The organism is Streptomyces sp. NPDC037410 (assembly GCF_055602235.1).
Genome location: NZ_JBVJWR010000021.1, coordinates 1 through 13,728 on the forward strand (window position 1 = coordinate 1; position 13,728 = coordinate 13,728).

The following is a 13,728-nucleotide window of genomic DNA, read 5'->3' on the forward strand; positions in this document are numbered from 1 at the left end:
GAGGTGAGTTCCTAGACAGCTCCCACCACACCGGAGGTCTTCGCCATGTTCAAGACCAGACCAGTGTCAACAACGCTCGTGATCAATACACCTAGCGCGCGAGTCGCGGACCACCCGTGCCCGGTTACGTGCTCGGCACCGGTCCCGTGGAGGCTCGGATCACCAGTTCCGGGTCGAAGAGGAGTTCGCCGGTCGGCACCTCGCGGTTGCTGACCAGGGCGAGGACACTCAGGCCCACCTCCAGGGCGAGCCGGTCGGCCGGCTGGCGGACGGTGGTGAGTGCGGGGTCGGTGAACTCGGTGACGGTCGAGCCGTCGTAACCGACCACCGAGACGTCCACGGGTACGGAGAGACCCTGTCGCCGGATGCCCCGGATGGCGCCGAGGGCCATGTAGTCGCTGGCGGCGACGATGGCGGTGGCGCCCTGCGCCACGAGGGCCGCGGCGGCGGCCTGCCCGCCTTCCACGGTGTAGGACTGGCGGACGACCCACCGTTCGGCGTCCTCGGCGCCACGCCGGGCCATCGCCTCGACGAAGCCGCGCACCCGCCGGTCGGCGGGCCGGTTCCCGGCGGGGCCGGAGGCCATGCCGATGCGGCGGTGGCCGAGCCGGTGGAGGTGGTCGACGGCCAACTCGGCGGCGAGGGCGTCGTCGGTGGAGTAGACGGGAACGGGCACGCCGTCGGCGAACTCGCCGTTGATGCCGACATAGGGGACGCGACGCTGGCGCAGCAGCTCGTAGCTCTCGGTGTCGGCGCCCTCGACCGTGTTGGAGGCGGAGAGGAAGACCACGGCGGTCACGCCCTTGTCGATGAGCGCGGTGAGGAAGTCCAGTTCCTGGACGCCGCCGGGGAAGACGGGGCACAGGACGGTCTTGAGGCCGTGGGGGGCGAGCGCGGACTCGATCCGCTCGGCCACGTCGGCGAAGAACGGGTTCGAGACGAACTCGGTGACGACTGCCACCAGCTGGCCCTGGGTGGGGCGCTCGTAACCGAGTTCGGCCATGGCCCGCTCGACCGCCTCGCGTGTCTTGCGGGACACGCCCTGGCGCCGGTTGATCACCCGGCTGACGGTGGCCTCACTGACCTGTGCGCGGGCTGCGACGTCGGTGATGCCGACCTTCATCGCGGTCCTTCCGTGAGTGTGAGCGACACCAGGCCGCCGCGCGGGACGGCCAGGGGCCGTGGTCCGTCGGGCAGGAGCGTCAGCGGATCATTCATCATACGGCCGTCGGGGCCGTGGACCCGGGCCCTCACCGGTCCGCCCCCGCCGGTGACCTCGACCATCACCCGGTCCCTACCGGAGCCGTTCACCAGATGGAAGGTGCGGTACGCGGCCGTGTCGAGGGTCGCGACCCGGTCGCCGTGCACGCTGACCAGGCACTCCTCGCCCCGGGCCGAGTGCACCAGCGGGTACAGCTCGTCGGGCCGCCCCGGCTCGGTCTCGCCGTCGAGAATCAGCTCGCGGTGCCGGCGCCACCACCCGAGCCAGAACCGCACGGTCTCCCGGTGCTCCCGGGGCACCTCGTCGAGGCGTACGGAGATCTGCGGTACGGAGTGCAGGGCCCCGATCAACTGCCGGGCCACGGCCTCGGCACCGGCGCCGCGCGACCACATGAGCATGTCGGAGTGGACGGCGCCGCCGACCGCGAGGAGAGCGGTGTCGAGCGTGTTCACCCGGTTGGCGGTGGCGTCCGCCGGGCAGTCGAAGGAGCGCAGCATGTTCCCGTACGGGGCCATGCCCGGGCCCGTGTACGGCTGCGCAGCTCCAGCAGGATCCCGGGCCGGACGGCCTCGAACTCCTGCCGCAGCCCGTCGAGGAGCAGGGTCATGGCGTGGCCGACGTCGCCGCCGCCGTCGCCCGCGTATACGGCGGCCTCGTCGAGGAAGTCGAGCTTCAGCCCGTCGAGTCCGTATGCGCGGACGAGGGAGACGCACAGGTCGACGACGTGCCGGCGCACCTCGGGGCGGCGGGGATCGAGGACGTGGGCGCCGGGCACGGTGGCGGGGCGGGGGGCCGCGGCGGCCCACCGGTCGTGGCAGTCGGCCTGCGGGCCGAGCAGCAGGGGCGCCACCCAGAGGAGGTGGCGCAGGCCGTGGGCGCGGACGGCGGCCACGTGTGCGGCGAGGTCGGGGAACTTGGCGGGATCGGGCCGCCAGTCGCCGACGCCCGCGTAGCCGCGGCCGTTGCCGTACTCCTGCCAGCCGTCGTCGAGGATCAGGGCCCCGCAGCCGAGCTCGGCGGCGAGCGCGGCCTGGGTCTCGACGGCGGCGGCGGTGACGTTCTGGTTGAAGGCGTACCAGGTGGAGTAGACGGGGACGCGGGCCGTGTCCGGGACGTGCATCGGAGGGTGGGCGGCGGCGAGGTGGGCGCGGATCGGGCGCAGGGCGGCGGCGACGGAGGCCGCGCGGGGCGCGAGCAGCAGACGGTGGGGGCGGTCGGCGGCGGGCAGCCGGAGGTGGACGACGTGGGTGTCGTTCTCCTCGGAGACGCCGAAGCGGACCGTGGCCTCGGTGACGGGGTCGGCGGCGGCCCAGGTGAGGAGGGTGGCGCCGGAGTGCTCGTACAGGGATCCGGCGGCGGGGCCGTCGACGAGGCAGGTGGCGGCCCGCCCGGCCCAGTCGGGGACGAGGGTGCGACGCCAGCCGCCCTGTGGATGCCAGTAACCGGCCGCGTCGCCGAGGGGGACCGAGAGGCGGATCTCGACGGGCACTCCGGGGGCGTGGACGTCGAGGGCGCGCAGTCCGTCCGGCAGGCGGGTCAGGGTCCAGGAGGGGGTGGTGCCGGGGGAGAGGAGGGCGATCGAGACCCCGTCGTGAAGGGGTTCGGCGGGCACCGGGGTCTCGTGCGCGGTGGTCACGGGCTCGTCGGCCCGGGCCTGGAGAGTCATGGTCATTCCTTGACGGCGCCCGCGAGGAGGCCGGAGACGAAGTGGCGCTGGAGGAGCAGGAAGACGACCGCCATGGGGACGGCGGCGACCGACGTGCCGGCGAGGATCGCGCCGTAGTCGGTCTCGTCGAGTCCCTGGAGGGAGGCGAGGGCGACGGGGATGGTGAAGGTGAGCTCGTCGCGCAGCACGATCAGTGGCCACACGAAGTCGTTCCACTGGTAGAGGAAGAGGAAGATCGCGAGGGCCGCGAGGGCGGGCCGCATCGGCGGCAGCGCGACCCTCAGGAAGAGCCGCAGCCCACCGCAGCCGTCCATGCGGCCGGAGTCGAGCAGCTCCTGCGGGAGCGCCGCCATGGACTGCCGCATGAGGAAGATGCCGAAGGGCAGGGCGAGGTTGGGGGCGATGACGGCCTGGTAGGTGCCGAGCCACTGGAGCTCGGCCATCATGCGGAAGAGCGGGACGAGGGTGATCTGGGTGGGCACGACGAGGCCCAGCATGAGCAGCCCGAAGAGGACTTCGCGGCCGCGGAAGCGATAGGTGGCGAAGCCGTATCCAGCGAGGGTGCAGACCGTGCCCGCGAGCAGCGTGTAGACACCGGCGATGCCGAGGGAGTTGAGGACGACCCGGCCGAAGTGGGCGGTGTCCTGGAGGGTGGCGAGGTTCTCGGCGAGGTGGCCGCCGGGGAGCAGCGGCGGGGGGCTCGTGAAGAGTTCGCGCGAGCTGTGGGTGGCGCCGACGACGAGCCAGTAGAAGGGCACGGCGACGACGGCGAGGGCGATGGCGAGGCCGGAGGTGAGCAGGAGCGAGCGGCCGGCCCGCCGGCCCGGGGCCCGGTCCGTCATGGCGTGTCTCACGACTTGTCTCCCAGGAGGCGGAACTGGACCAGGCCGAGGAGGCCGATGAGCAGGGTGAGGGCGTAGGCGAGGGCGGAGGCGTAGCCGAAGTCCGCGTAGGTGAAGGCGTTGCGGTAGAGGTACACGCCGATGGTGAGGGTGGCGTTGTCGGGGCCGCCGCCGGTGAGGACCGTCGGCTCGTCGAAGAGCTGCAGCGTGCCGATGGTCGACAGGACGGTGGTGAGCAGCAGCGCGGGGCGCAGCCCGGGCAGGGTGACGTGTCGGAACGCGGCGAGGGCGCCGGCCCCGTCGACGGCGGCGGCGTCGTACAGCTCCGCGGGCACGGTCTGGAGGCGGGCGAGCAGGATGACGGCGTTGTAGCCGGTGTAGTGCCAGGTGAGGGCGAGGCCCAGGGAGATCCGGGCCCACAGGCCGTCGGTGAGCCAGGGCACGGGGTCGACGCCGACGAGGCCGAGCAGCCAGTTGACGAGGCCGTAGTCCCTGTTGAGGAGGACGGAGAAGACGATGCCGTACGCGACGAGGCCGGTGACCATCGGAAGGAAGAAGCCCAGCCGGAAGACCGGGCGGCCGCGCAGGAGCGTGGAGTTCAGGGCGACGGCGAGGGCCGTGGCGAGGGCCAGCATCAGGGGGACCTGTACGGCGAGGACGATCGCCGTGTTGCGGAGCGCGGTCCACAGCAACGGGTCGTCGAGCAGCCGCCGGTAGTTGTCGAGGCCGACGAAGGTCTCCGTGCCCGCGACGGTGCGGTGCAGGCTGATCACGAAGGACCAGCCGATCGGGTAGAGCTTGAAGACGGAGAAGAGCAGCAGGGCCGGCAGTACGAAGAGGTACGGGGCCGCCCGGCCGCGCCGCCGGGGGCGGGCGGCGGCCGGGAGCGGTGTGGCCAGGCTCACCGGGCGGCCTTCCGGCCGGTCTGGCGGACGAGTTCGGCGGCCGCCTCGCGGAGCACGGTCGCCGGGTCGGCGCCCTTGAGGAGCACCTTGGACTGGGCGTCGGTGACCAGCTTGAGAGCGCGGGCGTAGTCGGAGGTGTAGTTCACGGCCGGGGAGGGGGCCTTGAGGGCGGCGAGGAAGATCTCGCCCTTCTTCTGGCCGCTGAAGAAGGCCGAGGGCTCGTGGAAGACGGCGTCGTCGTAGGCCTTCATGAGCGCGGGGGCGATGCCCTTGCCCCGGTAGATGTGCACCTGGGAGGCGGGGCGGGTGAGGGCGAACTCGACGAAGGACCAGGCGGCCGCCTGGTGTTCGCTGCTGCCGGCGACGGCGAGGTGGGTGGAGTTCACGGTGGCGGCGGTGGGGCCGCCGCGGCGCACGGCGGGCGGGAGCCGCACCTTCCACTTGCCGGCCTCGGCGGGCACCTGCTCCTCGACGATGCCCCCGAACCACGTGGGCCAGGGCACGACGGCGTTGGTGCCCTGCTTGAGCGAGCTCATGAGGGCGTTCCAGCCGCCGGCGAGGTCGCTGACGAGACCGGCGTCGTTCATGGTCTTGATCAGCGTCATGGCCCGCACGGCCTCGGGCGAGTCGAGGGTGACCCGGCCTTCGAGGTCGAAGTAGAAGGCGCCCTGGAGCTGGAGCAGCAGCTGGAAGAAGTTGGCGGCGTCGGGCTGGGAGGCCGGCTTGTCGATGCCGAGGAGGTGGACGCCGGTCTTGGCCTTGAGGCGCTTGCCGGCCTCGATCGTCTCGTCCCAGGTCTGGAGGGCCTCGGCGTCGACACCCGCCTTCTCGAAGAGGTCGGCGCGGTAGTAGAAGCCGGCCGAATTGGCCTCCCAGGGCAGGGCGTTCACACGCTTGCCGTCGGGGCAGACGGTCTGCCAGAGGCCGGCGGCGAAGGCGTCCTTGTGCTTGGTGGCGCCGAGCAGGCCGAGGTCGGCGGTGCCCCTGACGCCCGGGCGGTTGAGCGTGCCCGACGGAGGCGGGGCGGCCGGCTGCTTGACGGAAGTCGCGACCCTCACGGCTGGTGACGAAGGGAATTCGCGAAGTAGTAATTAGGTGAATCTCATACTGAATTACCGTCAATAGGCTCGATCTGTATATCTCGATTCGATAACGAGATTCTTTGAAAAGCCTAGACCTTTCACGTTCGCTTCCTCAACTAGCCCAATTTTTAAGAGAAGTGAGTGTTCATCAGATCGGTCAGGGAAGTAACGGTCTGATATCTCGATGGTCATTCCCGTTTGCCCGAATTCTCCACCGTGTGTGTCTGGCAGGCTTCCGCCACCCACTCCTCCGACCAAGGATTTGAGGTGCGCATGACCAGACATCGCAGGAAGCCTGAACACAGACGCAAGCCCAGGGGGTTGATGCTCGCCACCGTCGCCGTGGCGTCGGCGGCGGTGATCGCGGCAGGTATCGCCTACGCCGGCATAGGGGGTGACGCTCAAGCGGGGACGCCCGCAGCGGGCATACCCGCGCAGGCCGGGTCCACCACGGCCCCCCTCGCGCCGGCCGCCGTGCCGGCCAGGGACGAGGAACCCGAGCCCATCGTCGGAAAGCCCGCCAACGACACCCGGCGGGGGATGGTGTACGACGGGCTCAAGGCGGCCGCCAAGGGCGACCGTTGTACGGGTGTCTACCGCACCGAAGCCGGACTGTGCACCCACGGCCCCGACGCTCCGCCCAAGGGCGTGGACATCAAGGCGGACGTGGCTCCCGCCGTGAGAGCCAAGGCGCCCGCGACCGGGCGGCCGCAGGACGCGCCCGCCGCCGATGCCTCCGGGGCCAGGACCGCGGCCGCCGCGGCACCGGAGCCGGCCGCGACGTCCGGAAGCCAGGCCGTCGCAGCGGGTCCCGCGGGTCAGACCGTCCAGTGCGACGGTGACGGCAGTACCGGCAACCGCGTGCAGGTCGTGTACGTGCACGGCTCCGACCGTGACCGGTACGCCGAGTACGTCGCCTCGTTCCGCAAGTGGGCGGCCGACGCCGACCTCATCTACGCGACGAGCGCCAAGGAGACCGGCGGTGTGCGGCACATCCGCTACGTGACCGCGGCCGACTGCACGCCGACCGTGCTCGACATCGAGCTTCCGGCGTCCGCGCTCGCCGAGTTCGACGCCACCAACAGGGCGCTCGCCGACAAGGGCCTCAACCGTCGCGACCGCAAGTACATGATCTTCGCGGACACCAAGGTCTACTGCGGCATCGGCACCTTCGCCGGTGACGAACGGCCGGGCCAGAACAACCAGAGCAACTTCGGCCCTTCCTACGGACGTACCGACGCCGGCTGCTGGGGCGGTCACACCGCGGCCCACGAACTGGGGCACAACCTCGGCGCGGTCAACAACAGTGCGCCCAACACCAGTCGCGGCGCGCACTGCACGGACGAGTACGACGTCATGTGCTACTCGGACACCCCGTACTACCCCCAGATGCGGTACGTGTGCTCCAATCAGGCGGCCGAGAACATCCTGGACTGCAATCACGACGACTACTTCGACACCAACCCCAGGGCGGGAAGCTATCTGGCCACGCACTGGAACATCGCCGAAAACCAGTTCCTGATGCGGTCCGGGGGCGGCACCGGCCCCGACCCGAACCCCAGCCCGACGCCCACGCCGAGCCCGACGCCGACACCCACCAGGCAGCCCACTGGCGGCCCAGCGGTGACGGTCGGTCAGATCCAGTCGACGGCCGCTGTCGTGAGCTGGCCCCAGGTCGACGGCGCCACCTGGTACCAGGTCCTGCTGAACGGCAGGCACCTCACCTGGGTGCAGTCGGCGGTGCTGCGCATCTACAACCTCCAGCCCGGCACCGCGTACCAGGTCGCCGTCTCGGTCCGTGACAGGTCCGGCCGTGACAGCGGGGCTGGACCGACGGCCACCTTCCGGACGGCCGAAGCGGGCGGTGGCGCGACCACACCCGGCACCCGCTACACCCTCGGCAACGCGGGTACCGGCATGGCCGCGGAGATCTGGGGCGGGCGCTCCGCCGACGGCACGGTGCTCGTCGGGGCGCGGGCCACCGGCTACGCCCAGCAGCAGTGGCTGTTCGACGACGCGGGCGGCGGACTCGTCCGCATCCGCTCCGCCGTCTCCGGCAAGTGCCTGCAGACGGGCGGAGCCCCGGCCCAGGGCATGTGGATCGCCCAGCAGACGTGCGGCAACGTCGCCACGCAGAGGTGGAGGCTGTCCAGCGGCAGCGGAGCGATCACCGTGACCGACCCGAGCGGCGGCTACGCCCTGGCGGTGAGCAACCGCGCGTATTACGGGAGCTGGCTGCTCGACATGCGGCGCACCGACGGCGGTGCGACGCAGTCCTGGACGGTCCAGAAGCTCTCCTGACCTCGATCTGAACCCCCACGGCGACCTCTGGGTCGCCCCAGCGCCGGTGAACGGTCACCGTGGCCGTTCACCGGCGCCACCGCGCCGCACCCACGTACCAGGAGCACCGCAAAGATGCGTACACACCGCGCAGTCCGTCCCGGCACGGGCCTCGGCCTCCTGCTCATGCTCGTCGCCCATGCCGTGGCCCTGCCGACCACGGCCCAGGCCCACGGCGACACCGTTGAGGTGGTGGTGACCGGCCAGCGAGACGGCCATGTCACGACCGAGATCACTTGGGAGAACGACGGGGACGCCGTCGACGAGGCCGTCGCCGCCACGGTCAACGCGACCAGCCCCGACGGATCTCGTTCCATGGGCCCGTGGCCGCTGGTCCGCGACCACGGCACACGTACGGGCTGGAGCACCGCCGAGGTCCTCACCCCCGGCACCTGGAAGGTCACCGTCGACGTGGGCTTCCCCTCCCTCGGTCATGGGGAGGGAGAGATCTCGGTCCCCGCGGTCGACCCGTCACCGCCCGGCCCCCGCCCCACCCCTCCCACGCCCGCTCCGGTCCCCACCACGGCCGCCGCTCCGGTCCCGCCCGCGCCGTCCTCTCCCTCCGCGAGCCCGGTGGGCGACCGGGCAGACCGCACGGCCGAGTGGACCGTGGCCGGTCTGGCCGGGTTCGCCCTCGTCGGCGCCGCGGCCGGCCTGCTCGTACGGCGGGCCCGAGCCCGCAGGCGTTGAGGCCGTGTCATCGCAGCGTTCGACGACGCCCACCGCCTACGACCAGTCACCGCCGAGGCCGCTGGTGAGAGGTTCTGACGGTTTGCCGTCCACGCCGATCGGCACGTCTCCGGCGATCAGCACCCGGTGCATGATCCGCGGGAAGTCGAGGTGTGCGGCGTCACGAGGGGCCATGTGGATGGTGGCCCGATTGTCCCAGATCGCCACACTGCCCGGCTCCCAGCGGAAACGGACCGTGTATTCGGGGCGGACCGCCTGCTCCAGCAGCATCTCCAGAACGGCCCGGCTCTCCGAGCGGGACAGACCGATGATCTGCTCGACGTAGAAACCGTTGACGAACAGTACGCGTTCGCCGGTTTCCTGGATGACCCGTACCAACGGATGCGCGGTGGCCATCTGATGACCGAGCAGCTGCTCTACGTACGCGTCATGGCCGGGCCGCGGTTGGTAGCCGACTCCGAGGCGGTGTTCGGCCCGCAGCCCGTCCACGAAATCGCGCACGGGCGCCGACAGCCCCCGGTAGGCCGCCGCGAGGTTGGCCCAGGTGGTGTCACCACCGTACGGCGGCACGGTCTCGGCCCGCAGGATCGTCGCGGCCGGCGGGTCGATGTGGTTGCTCCAGTCCGAGTGCCAGGGGTGAAGCAGGGTGTCGTTGCGCCGGTGGAGCCACTCCGCCCGCTCCATGCCGTACCGTCCGGACAGCTCCAGCCGATCGGCCGTCGTCTCGATCTCGGGGACGTCCGGCGGGGATGCGCTGCCGCGCCGCGACCGGACGATCGGCCGGCCGAAGCGTCGGGCGAGTGCCACCTGCCCGGCGTGGTCCAGTCGCTGCCCCCGGAAGAAGACGACCTTCCACCGCAGCAGTGCCGCTCTGATCGCTTGGACCACGACGTCATCGAGATCAGCCGTCAGATCGACGCCGGTGATCTCCGCTCCGATGTGTCCCGCAACCGGATTCACCTCGACCCCGGTAGCACGCACCGTCTCTCTCACGACCGCAGCCCCACTGTCGTCATCGGATCTACCTCGAGGCGTTCCCGTGCTGCCCCGGCAGGCAAGGTTCCCACTCCGGGGTCTTTCGAACCCCAGCCGTGCGGGCCGGGCGCGGCGCGGGCGGCCGCCCATGGCCCCACGCCTACGCGGCCAGGGATTGACAGCTGCTGCAGCGTACTCAGCTCCGGTCCGGGCTCAGTTCGATGTGGTCCGGGGCCAGGTCGACCGCCACGCGGTGCTCCATGCCCAGGGCTGCCAAGAACTTCGGAGGGAGCTGGACGCGTCCGGAACGGTCCAGGACGACGTACTCGCGTTCGCTGAGCGATTCCTCGCCGTGTTCGTCGGTGACCACGCGGCGTAGGACCTCTGTGCTGGTCCGGCCGTCGCGGATCGCCACCGTGCGGCGGACTTCGCCCGCCACCATGGGGTCGTGCGTCACGATGACCACCGTCACGCCGAGTTCCCTGTTCACCGTGCGGAAGGTCTCGAAGACCGACGCGGCCGTCTCCGAGTCCAGTTCGCCCGTCGGTTCGTCGGCCAGCAGCACCTTGGGCTGGTTCACCATCGCCACGGCGATCGCGACGCGCTGCTGCTGGCCGCCGGACAGCTCCGCCGGGCGCCGGTGGGCCAGATCGCCGATCCCCAGGGCGTCCAGGACCTCCGCGACCCGGGCGGAGCGCCGTGCGGCCGCGCCGCGTCGGAAGCCACCGCCTCCCCCCAACTGCATGGGCAGGGCGACGTTCTGGGCGGCCGTGAGGAACGGCAGCAGGTTGCGGGCCGTCTGCTGGAAGACGAACCCGACCGCTTCGCGCCGGTAGCGCAGCCGGTCCCGCGCCGACAGTTCCAGCAGGTCGTAACCGGCGACCGTCGCGCTGCCCGCCGTTGGCACGTCCAGGCCCGCCAGGATGTTCGTGAGGGTGGACTTGCCGCTGCCCGAGGCGCCCACGAGGGCCACCAGGTCACCCTGGTCGACCGTCAGCTCCAGCCCTTGGAGTGCCTGCACCTCTAGGCCGTCCGCGTTGAAGATCCGGACCAGGCGATCGCAGGCGATCGCGGTGTCCGTCGTCCGGACGCGGGGCTCCGCGGCGGCCGTCACCCGGCGGCGCAGCTCCTCGTACGTCGGCTGGTCGGTGGTCAACTCTGGTCTCCTGCTCTCAACTCGGTGGTGATCTGCCGTCGCCCGGATGTCGCCGCCTCGACGAGCACGGCCGCGGCCACCAGGGCGGCCAGGCCCAGGGCCTGGGTCAGTACGGGCCCCGCCGTGAGCCGTATACCGGTCGGAACCCGTGCGCCGACCAGCGTGGACAGGTCCATCGCCGGTCCCAGCAACGCCACCGCGGCCGCCGCCGCCAGGGCCCCGCCCAGCGCTGCGGCCAGCGTCTGCGGCAGGGCCTCGGAGAGGATCAGGGCCACGCCCTGTCGGCGGCGCAGCCCCATGGTGCGCAGCCGTGCGAGCAGCGCCGTGCGTTCGGGGACGGTCCGCATCAGCGTCAGCAGTACGGCCAGCAGCGCGAAGCCGGCTGCTGCGGTCACGGAGGCCCAGAAGAGGCGCTGTGCCGACCGCTGGAGCGGATCGGTGCCCAGCTCGGCGACTGTCTCGGCAGCGGTGCGTACGAGATACAGGTCGTCAGCCGGGTCGGTCGGGGTGGCCGGGTCCTGAGCCGCGGCGGGAGCCGGGGTCGGGGCGGCCGACGGGGCCGGGAGCGCGGCCCGGACCAGTGCGCGCAGCTGGTCGCCGCCGACGGAACCGAGGCCGTACCACCGGTTCGGTCGGTCGGCGCCGTCGATGAAGGCCGTTGCGGGGCCCGCCGGCAGGACGACGGTCGCGGCGCCGGGAACCGGCAGGGCCGGGGTGCAGTCGATCACGCCGGCGACCCGGGCCCGCAGCTCTTCGCCGTTGCCGGCCCGCAGCGCGTACGCCTTCGGGCCGGCTTGTCGCGCCAGGCCGGCGCTGAACAGCGCGGGCACCGGGGCCTCGGGGGACCGCGCGTCGCCTCCGGCGAGCAGGGCGGGGTCGAAGGAGCCGCAGCCCAGGGCACGGGACAGCTGCGCGTATGCGGCCGGCTCGGCGACGACCACGGTGACCTGGGTGGCGTCTTGGGCGGTGCCCAGGACGGAGAAGTCGTCGTCGATCCACAGCGGCACGGACGTTCGTATGCCCGGCAGTTCGCCTGCGGCCTTCGCGAGCCCGCGCGGGAGCGGCGTGTCCCCGTATGCGGTGATCTTGGCGTCGCCGCCGACCGTCAGCCGTGCGACGCCCAGCCGGGCCGAGTCCACGGAGTCCAGGACGGCCGCCCCGAATCCGCCGGTGGTGACGGCGAGGAGGAGCGCGAGCATCGGCAGGACGGTGGGACTTGTCCGGCCGCCGGCATGCGGCCCGGCGTCCCGGGCCCCGGAGCCGCGTGCGGCCCGTGCCAGCCCCAGGAAGCCGACCAGCCCGGAGCGGCGGGCGGCCGCCGCCGCGAGCCACCCGGTCACCACCGGCTGGAGCCGGGCCAGCAGCAGCCCCGCGCACAGCGCGAGCAGCAGCGGGGCCGCGACCAGCAGCGGGTCCAGGTCGCTTCCGGCCGGGGCGATCCCGCGGCGGCGGACCTCCAGCACCGCGGCGGCCGTGGTGACGAGGACGAGCAGCTCTGCTACGGGCCTGCGCCACCGTCCGGCCGGGCGCCGTGGGGACAGCAGCACGGCCGCTCGTACCGGGAAGGCCAGCAGCGTGAGCAGTGTGACGGCCGCGGCCGAGAGCAGCGCGGGTGCGAGCCGGGGTGTGGGGAACAGCAGGACGGCGAGCGCGGTGGCGGCAGCGGCCGCCGGGAGCACCGTGACGGCGCTTTCGCCGAGGAGCCGGCCGACGATCGTGGTGCGCGAGCCGCCGCGCGCCAGCAGGAGCCGCAGTTCGGCCTTCCGGCGGTCCGTGGCGAGCGCGCCGGCGAGGCTCAGGACGACGAAGGCGACGGCGCCGATCCCGGCGGGTCCGATCGCGGTGAGCGGTGCGGCGGCCTGTCGGCGGACGTGGGCCTCCTTGAGGAGCTCGGGCAGCCACGAGGTGCTTTGCAGCCACTCGCGGTTGGTCTCCTGGACGAGTGCGGTGGCGGTGGGGCCGCCGACGTACGAGGCGATGTCCTTGGCCGTGGCGTCGAGCCGGTCGGCCCGCAGGCGATCGATGTCCACCGGGAGCCGCCAGAAGTCTTCGGCGGAGTGGCCCCAGGTGTCCAGTCGGTCCAGGTCCCCGGCGCCGACGAAGGCGTCGACGTCCCAGGAGAGGTTCTCGCCGTTGTAGTGCTTGCAGGCGCGGGCGAGGCACTCCAGGTCCACCCAGAAGTCATCTGCTTCGTCGGGGACGGTGAACAGACCGACGACCTCCACGGACGGCGCGTCGTCGGAGATCGGCTTGCTCTTCAGGACGGATCCCAGGCGGGCGCCGAGCGTCCGGGCCGCGCGCTCCGAGAGGGCGACCTGCAGGGGCGGCGCCTCGGCGGCGCCCTGGGAGGCTCTCGCGGGCGCGTCGGCGCGAGTGGTGGGTGCGGCGCTCGGCCAACGCCCCTCCACCAGTTTCACGTGCGCCTCTGCCTGCCGGACGTACAGCAGGGACATCCTGGGCGGGAAGCCGGACGGGCGCGAGAGTTCCGGATTCGTCAGCGTCTGCCGTTCGGTGGTCCGTGTGCCGTGGACCACCGTGTCCGGGTCGACCTGGAAGACGGCTCCCGTACGGGCGAGCATGCTGTTCAGCGTCGCGTCCAGGGCTCGGGGGTCCTCGCCGGACTCGGGAGCCGGCGCGGCGGACAGCAGGCTCGTGTTCCTCGGCCCGCTGTTGTGCAGGAAGGACCGCAGGGCCTGGTCCGCGCTCCGGTCCTGGACCCGCGGCAGCGCGGCGGCCAGCAGGACGGCGACGAACGCCAGCACGGCGCCCAGCACCGTTGCCAGTCGTGCCGCCCGCAACCGGGTCCAGACCCATGGCGCGGGCCGCGGGGCAGGGCGGGACGGCGGGACG

The 13,728-nt window shown here is 72.2% G+C and carries 11 protein-coding genes; 2 read left to right on the forward strand and 9 right to left on the reverse strand.

Going from position 1 to position 13,728, the window contains the following annotated elements; all coding sequences use genetic code 11:
* Positions 1–124: 124 nt before the first annotated feature.
* The 6 genes from ACZ7HT_RS29145 to ACZ7HT_RS29170 are packed head-to-tail and all read right to left on the reverse strand — an operon-like array spanning position 125 to position 5,693.
* A complete protein-coding gene (locus ACZ7HT_RS29145; RefSeq protein ID WP_471171350.1) occupies positions 125–1,123 on the reverse strand; it encodes a LacI family DNA-binding transcriptional regulator in 999 nt (332 codons plus the stop codon).
* Complete coding sequence (locus ACZ7HT_RS29150; RefSeq protein WP_471171351.1) at positions 1,120–1,737, reverse strand: hypothetical protein; 618 nt, start codon at positions 1,735–1,737, stop codon at positions 1,120–1,122. The genes ACZ7HT_RS29145 and ACZ7HT_RS29150 overlap by 4 nt, the downstream gene beginning before the upstream one ends.
* Positions 1,671–2,888 carry a glycoside hydrolase family 36 protein gene (locus ACZ7HT_RS29155; protein WP_471171353.1) on the reverse strand — a complete coding sequence of 406 codons (1,218 nt, stop codon included), beginning with the start codon at positions 2,886–2,888 and terminating at the stop codon, positions 1,671–1,673. The genes ACZ7HT_RS29150 and ACZ7HT_RS29155 overlap by 67 nt, the downstream gene beginning before the upstream one ends.
* A 2-nt stretch (positions 2,889–2,890) precedes the next feature.
* Entirely contained in the window at positions 2,891–3,742 is an 852-nt protein-coding gene (locus ACZ7HT_RS29160; RefSeq protein ID WP_471171354.1) for a carbohydrate ABC transporter permease, read from the reverse strand.
* Complete coding sequence (locus ACZ7HT_RS29165) at positions 3,739–4,635, reverse strand: carbohydrate ABC transporter permease (protein WP_471171355.1); 897 nt, start codon at positions 4,633–4,635, stop codon at positions 3,739–3,741. The genes ACZ7HT_RS29160 and ACZ7HT_RS29165 overlap by 4 nt, the downstream gene beginning before the upstream one ends.
* Positions 4,632–5,693, reverse strand: a complete 1,062-nt coding sequence (locus ACZ7HT_RS29170; RefSeq protein ID WP_471171356.1) for an extracellular solute-binding protein — start codon at positions 5,691–5,693, stop codon at positions 4,632–4,634. Before ACZ7HT_RS29170 ends, ACZ7HT_RS29165 begins: the two co-directional genes overlap by 4 nt.
* 348 nt (positions 5,694–6,041) lie before the next feature.
* Between ACZ7HT_RS29170 and ACZ7HT_RS29175 the strand changes: the two genes are divergently transcribed.
* On the forward strand, positions 6,042–8,018 hold the full coding sequence (locus tag ACZ7HT_RS29175) for an RICIN domain-containing protein (RefSeq protein WP_471171357.1): 1,977 nt from the start codon (positions 6,042–6,044) through the stop codon (positions 8,016–8,018).
* A gap of 114 nt (positions 8,019–8,132) precedes the next feature.
* The gene (locus ACZ7HT_RS29180) at positions 8,133–8,747 is read left to right on the forward strand and encodes a hypothetical protein (RefSeq protein WP_471171359.1); all 615 of its coding nucleotides are present in this window, start codon (positions 8,133–8,135) and stop codon (positions 8,745–8,747) included.
* A gap of 36 nt (positions 8,748–8,783) precedes the next feature.
* Here the strand turns inward: ACZ7HT_RS29180 and ACZ7HT_RS29185 are convergent, their stop codons facing one another.
* The 3 genes from ACZ7HT_RS29185 to ACZ7HT_RS29195 all read right to left on the reverse strand — a co-directional run bounded on the left by ACZ7HT_RS29185 (position 8,784) and on the right by ACZ7HT_RS29195 (position 13,640).
* Positions 8,784–9,740 carry a TauD/TfdA dioxygenase family protein gene (locus ACZ7HT_RS29185; RefSeq protein ID WP_471171360.1) on the reverse strand — a complete coding sequence of 319 codons (957 nt, stop codon included), beginning with the start codon at positions 9,738–9,740 and terminating at the stop codon, positions 8,784–8,786.
* 178 nt (positions 9,741–9,918) lie between these two features.
* Entirely contained in the window at positions 9,919–10,878 is a 960-nt protein-coding gene (locus ACZ7HT_RS29190) for an ABC transporter ATP-binding protein (protein ID WP_471171361.1), read from the reverse strand.
* Positions 10,875–13,640 carry a hypothetical protein gene (locus ACZ7HT_RS29195; protein ID WP_471171363.1) on the reverse strand — a complete coding sequence of 922 codons (2,766 nt, stop codon included), beginning with the start codon at positions 13,638–13,640 and terminating at the stop codon, positions 10,875–10,877. The genes ACZ7HT_RS29190 and ACZ7HT_RS29195 overlap by 4 nt, the downstream gene beginning before the upstream one ends.
* Positions 13,641–13,728 lie beyond the last annotated feature (88 nt).

Bases quoted from the DNA above. Each gene is read 5' to 3' on its own strand.
- ACZ7HT_RS29145 (WP_471171350.1), bottom strand. From the start codon at position 1,123: ATGAAGGTCGGCATCACCGACGTCGCAGCCCGCGCACAGGTCAGTGAG.
- ACZ7HT_RS29150 (WP_471171351.1), bottom strand. From the start codon at position 1,737: ATGGCCCCGTACGGGAACATGCTGCGCTCCTTCGACTGCCCGGCGGAC.
- ACZ7HT_RS29155 (WP_471171353.1), bottom strand. From the start codon at position 2,888: ATGACTCTCCAGGCCCGGGCCGACGAGCCCGTGACCACCGCGCACGAG.
- ACZ7HT_RS29175 (WP_471171357.1), top strand. From the start codon at position 6,042: ATGCTCGCCACCGTCGCCGTGGCGTCGGCGGCGGTGATCGCGGCAGGT.
- ACZ7HT_RS29180 (WP_471171359.1), top strand. From the start codon at position 8,133: ATGCGTACACACCGCGCAGTCCGTCCCGGCACGGGCCTCGGCCTCCTG.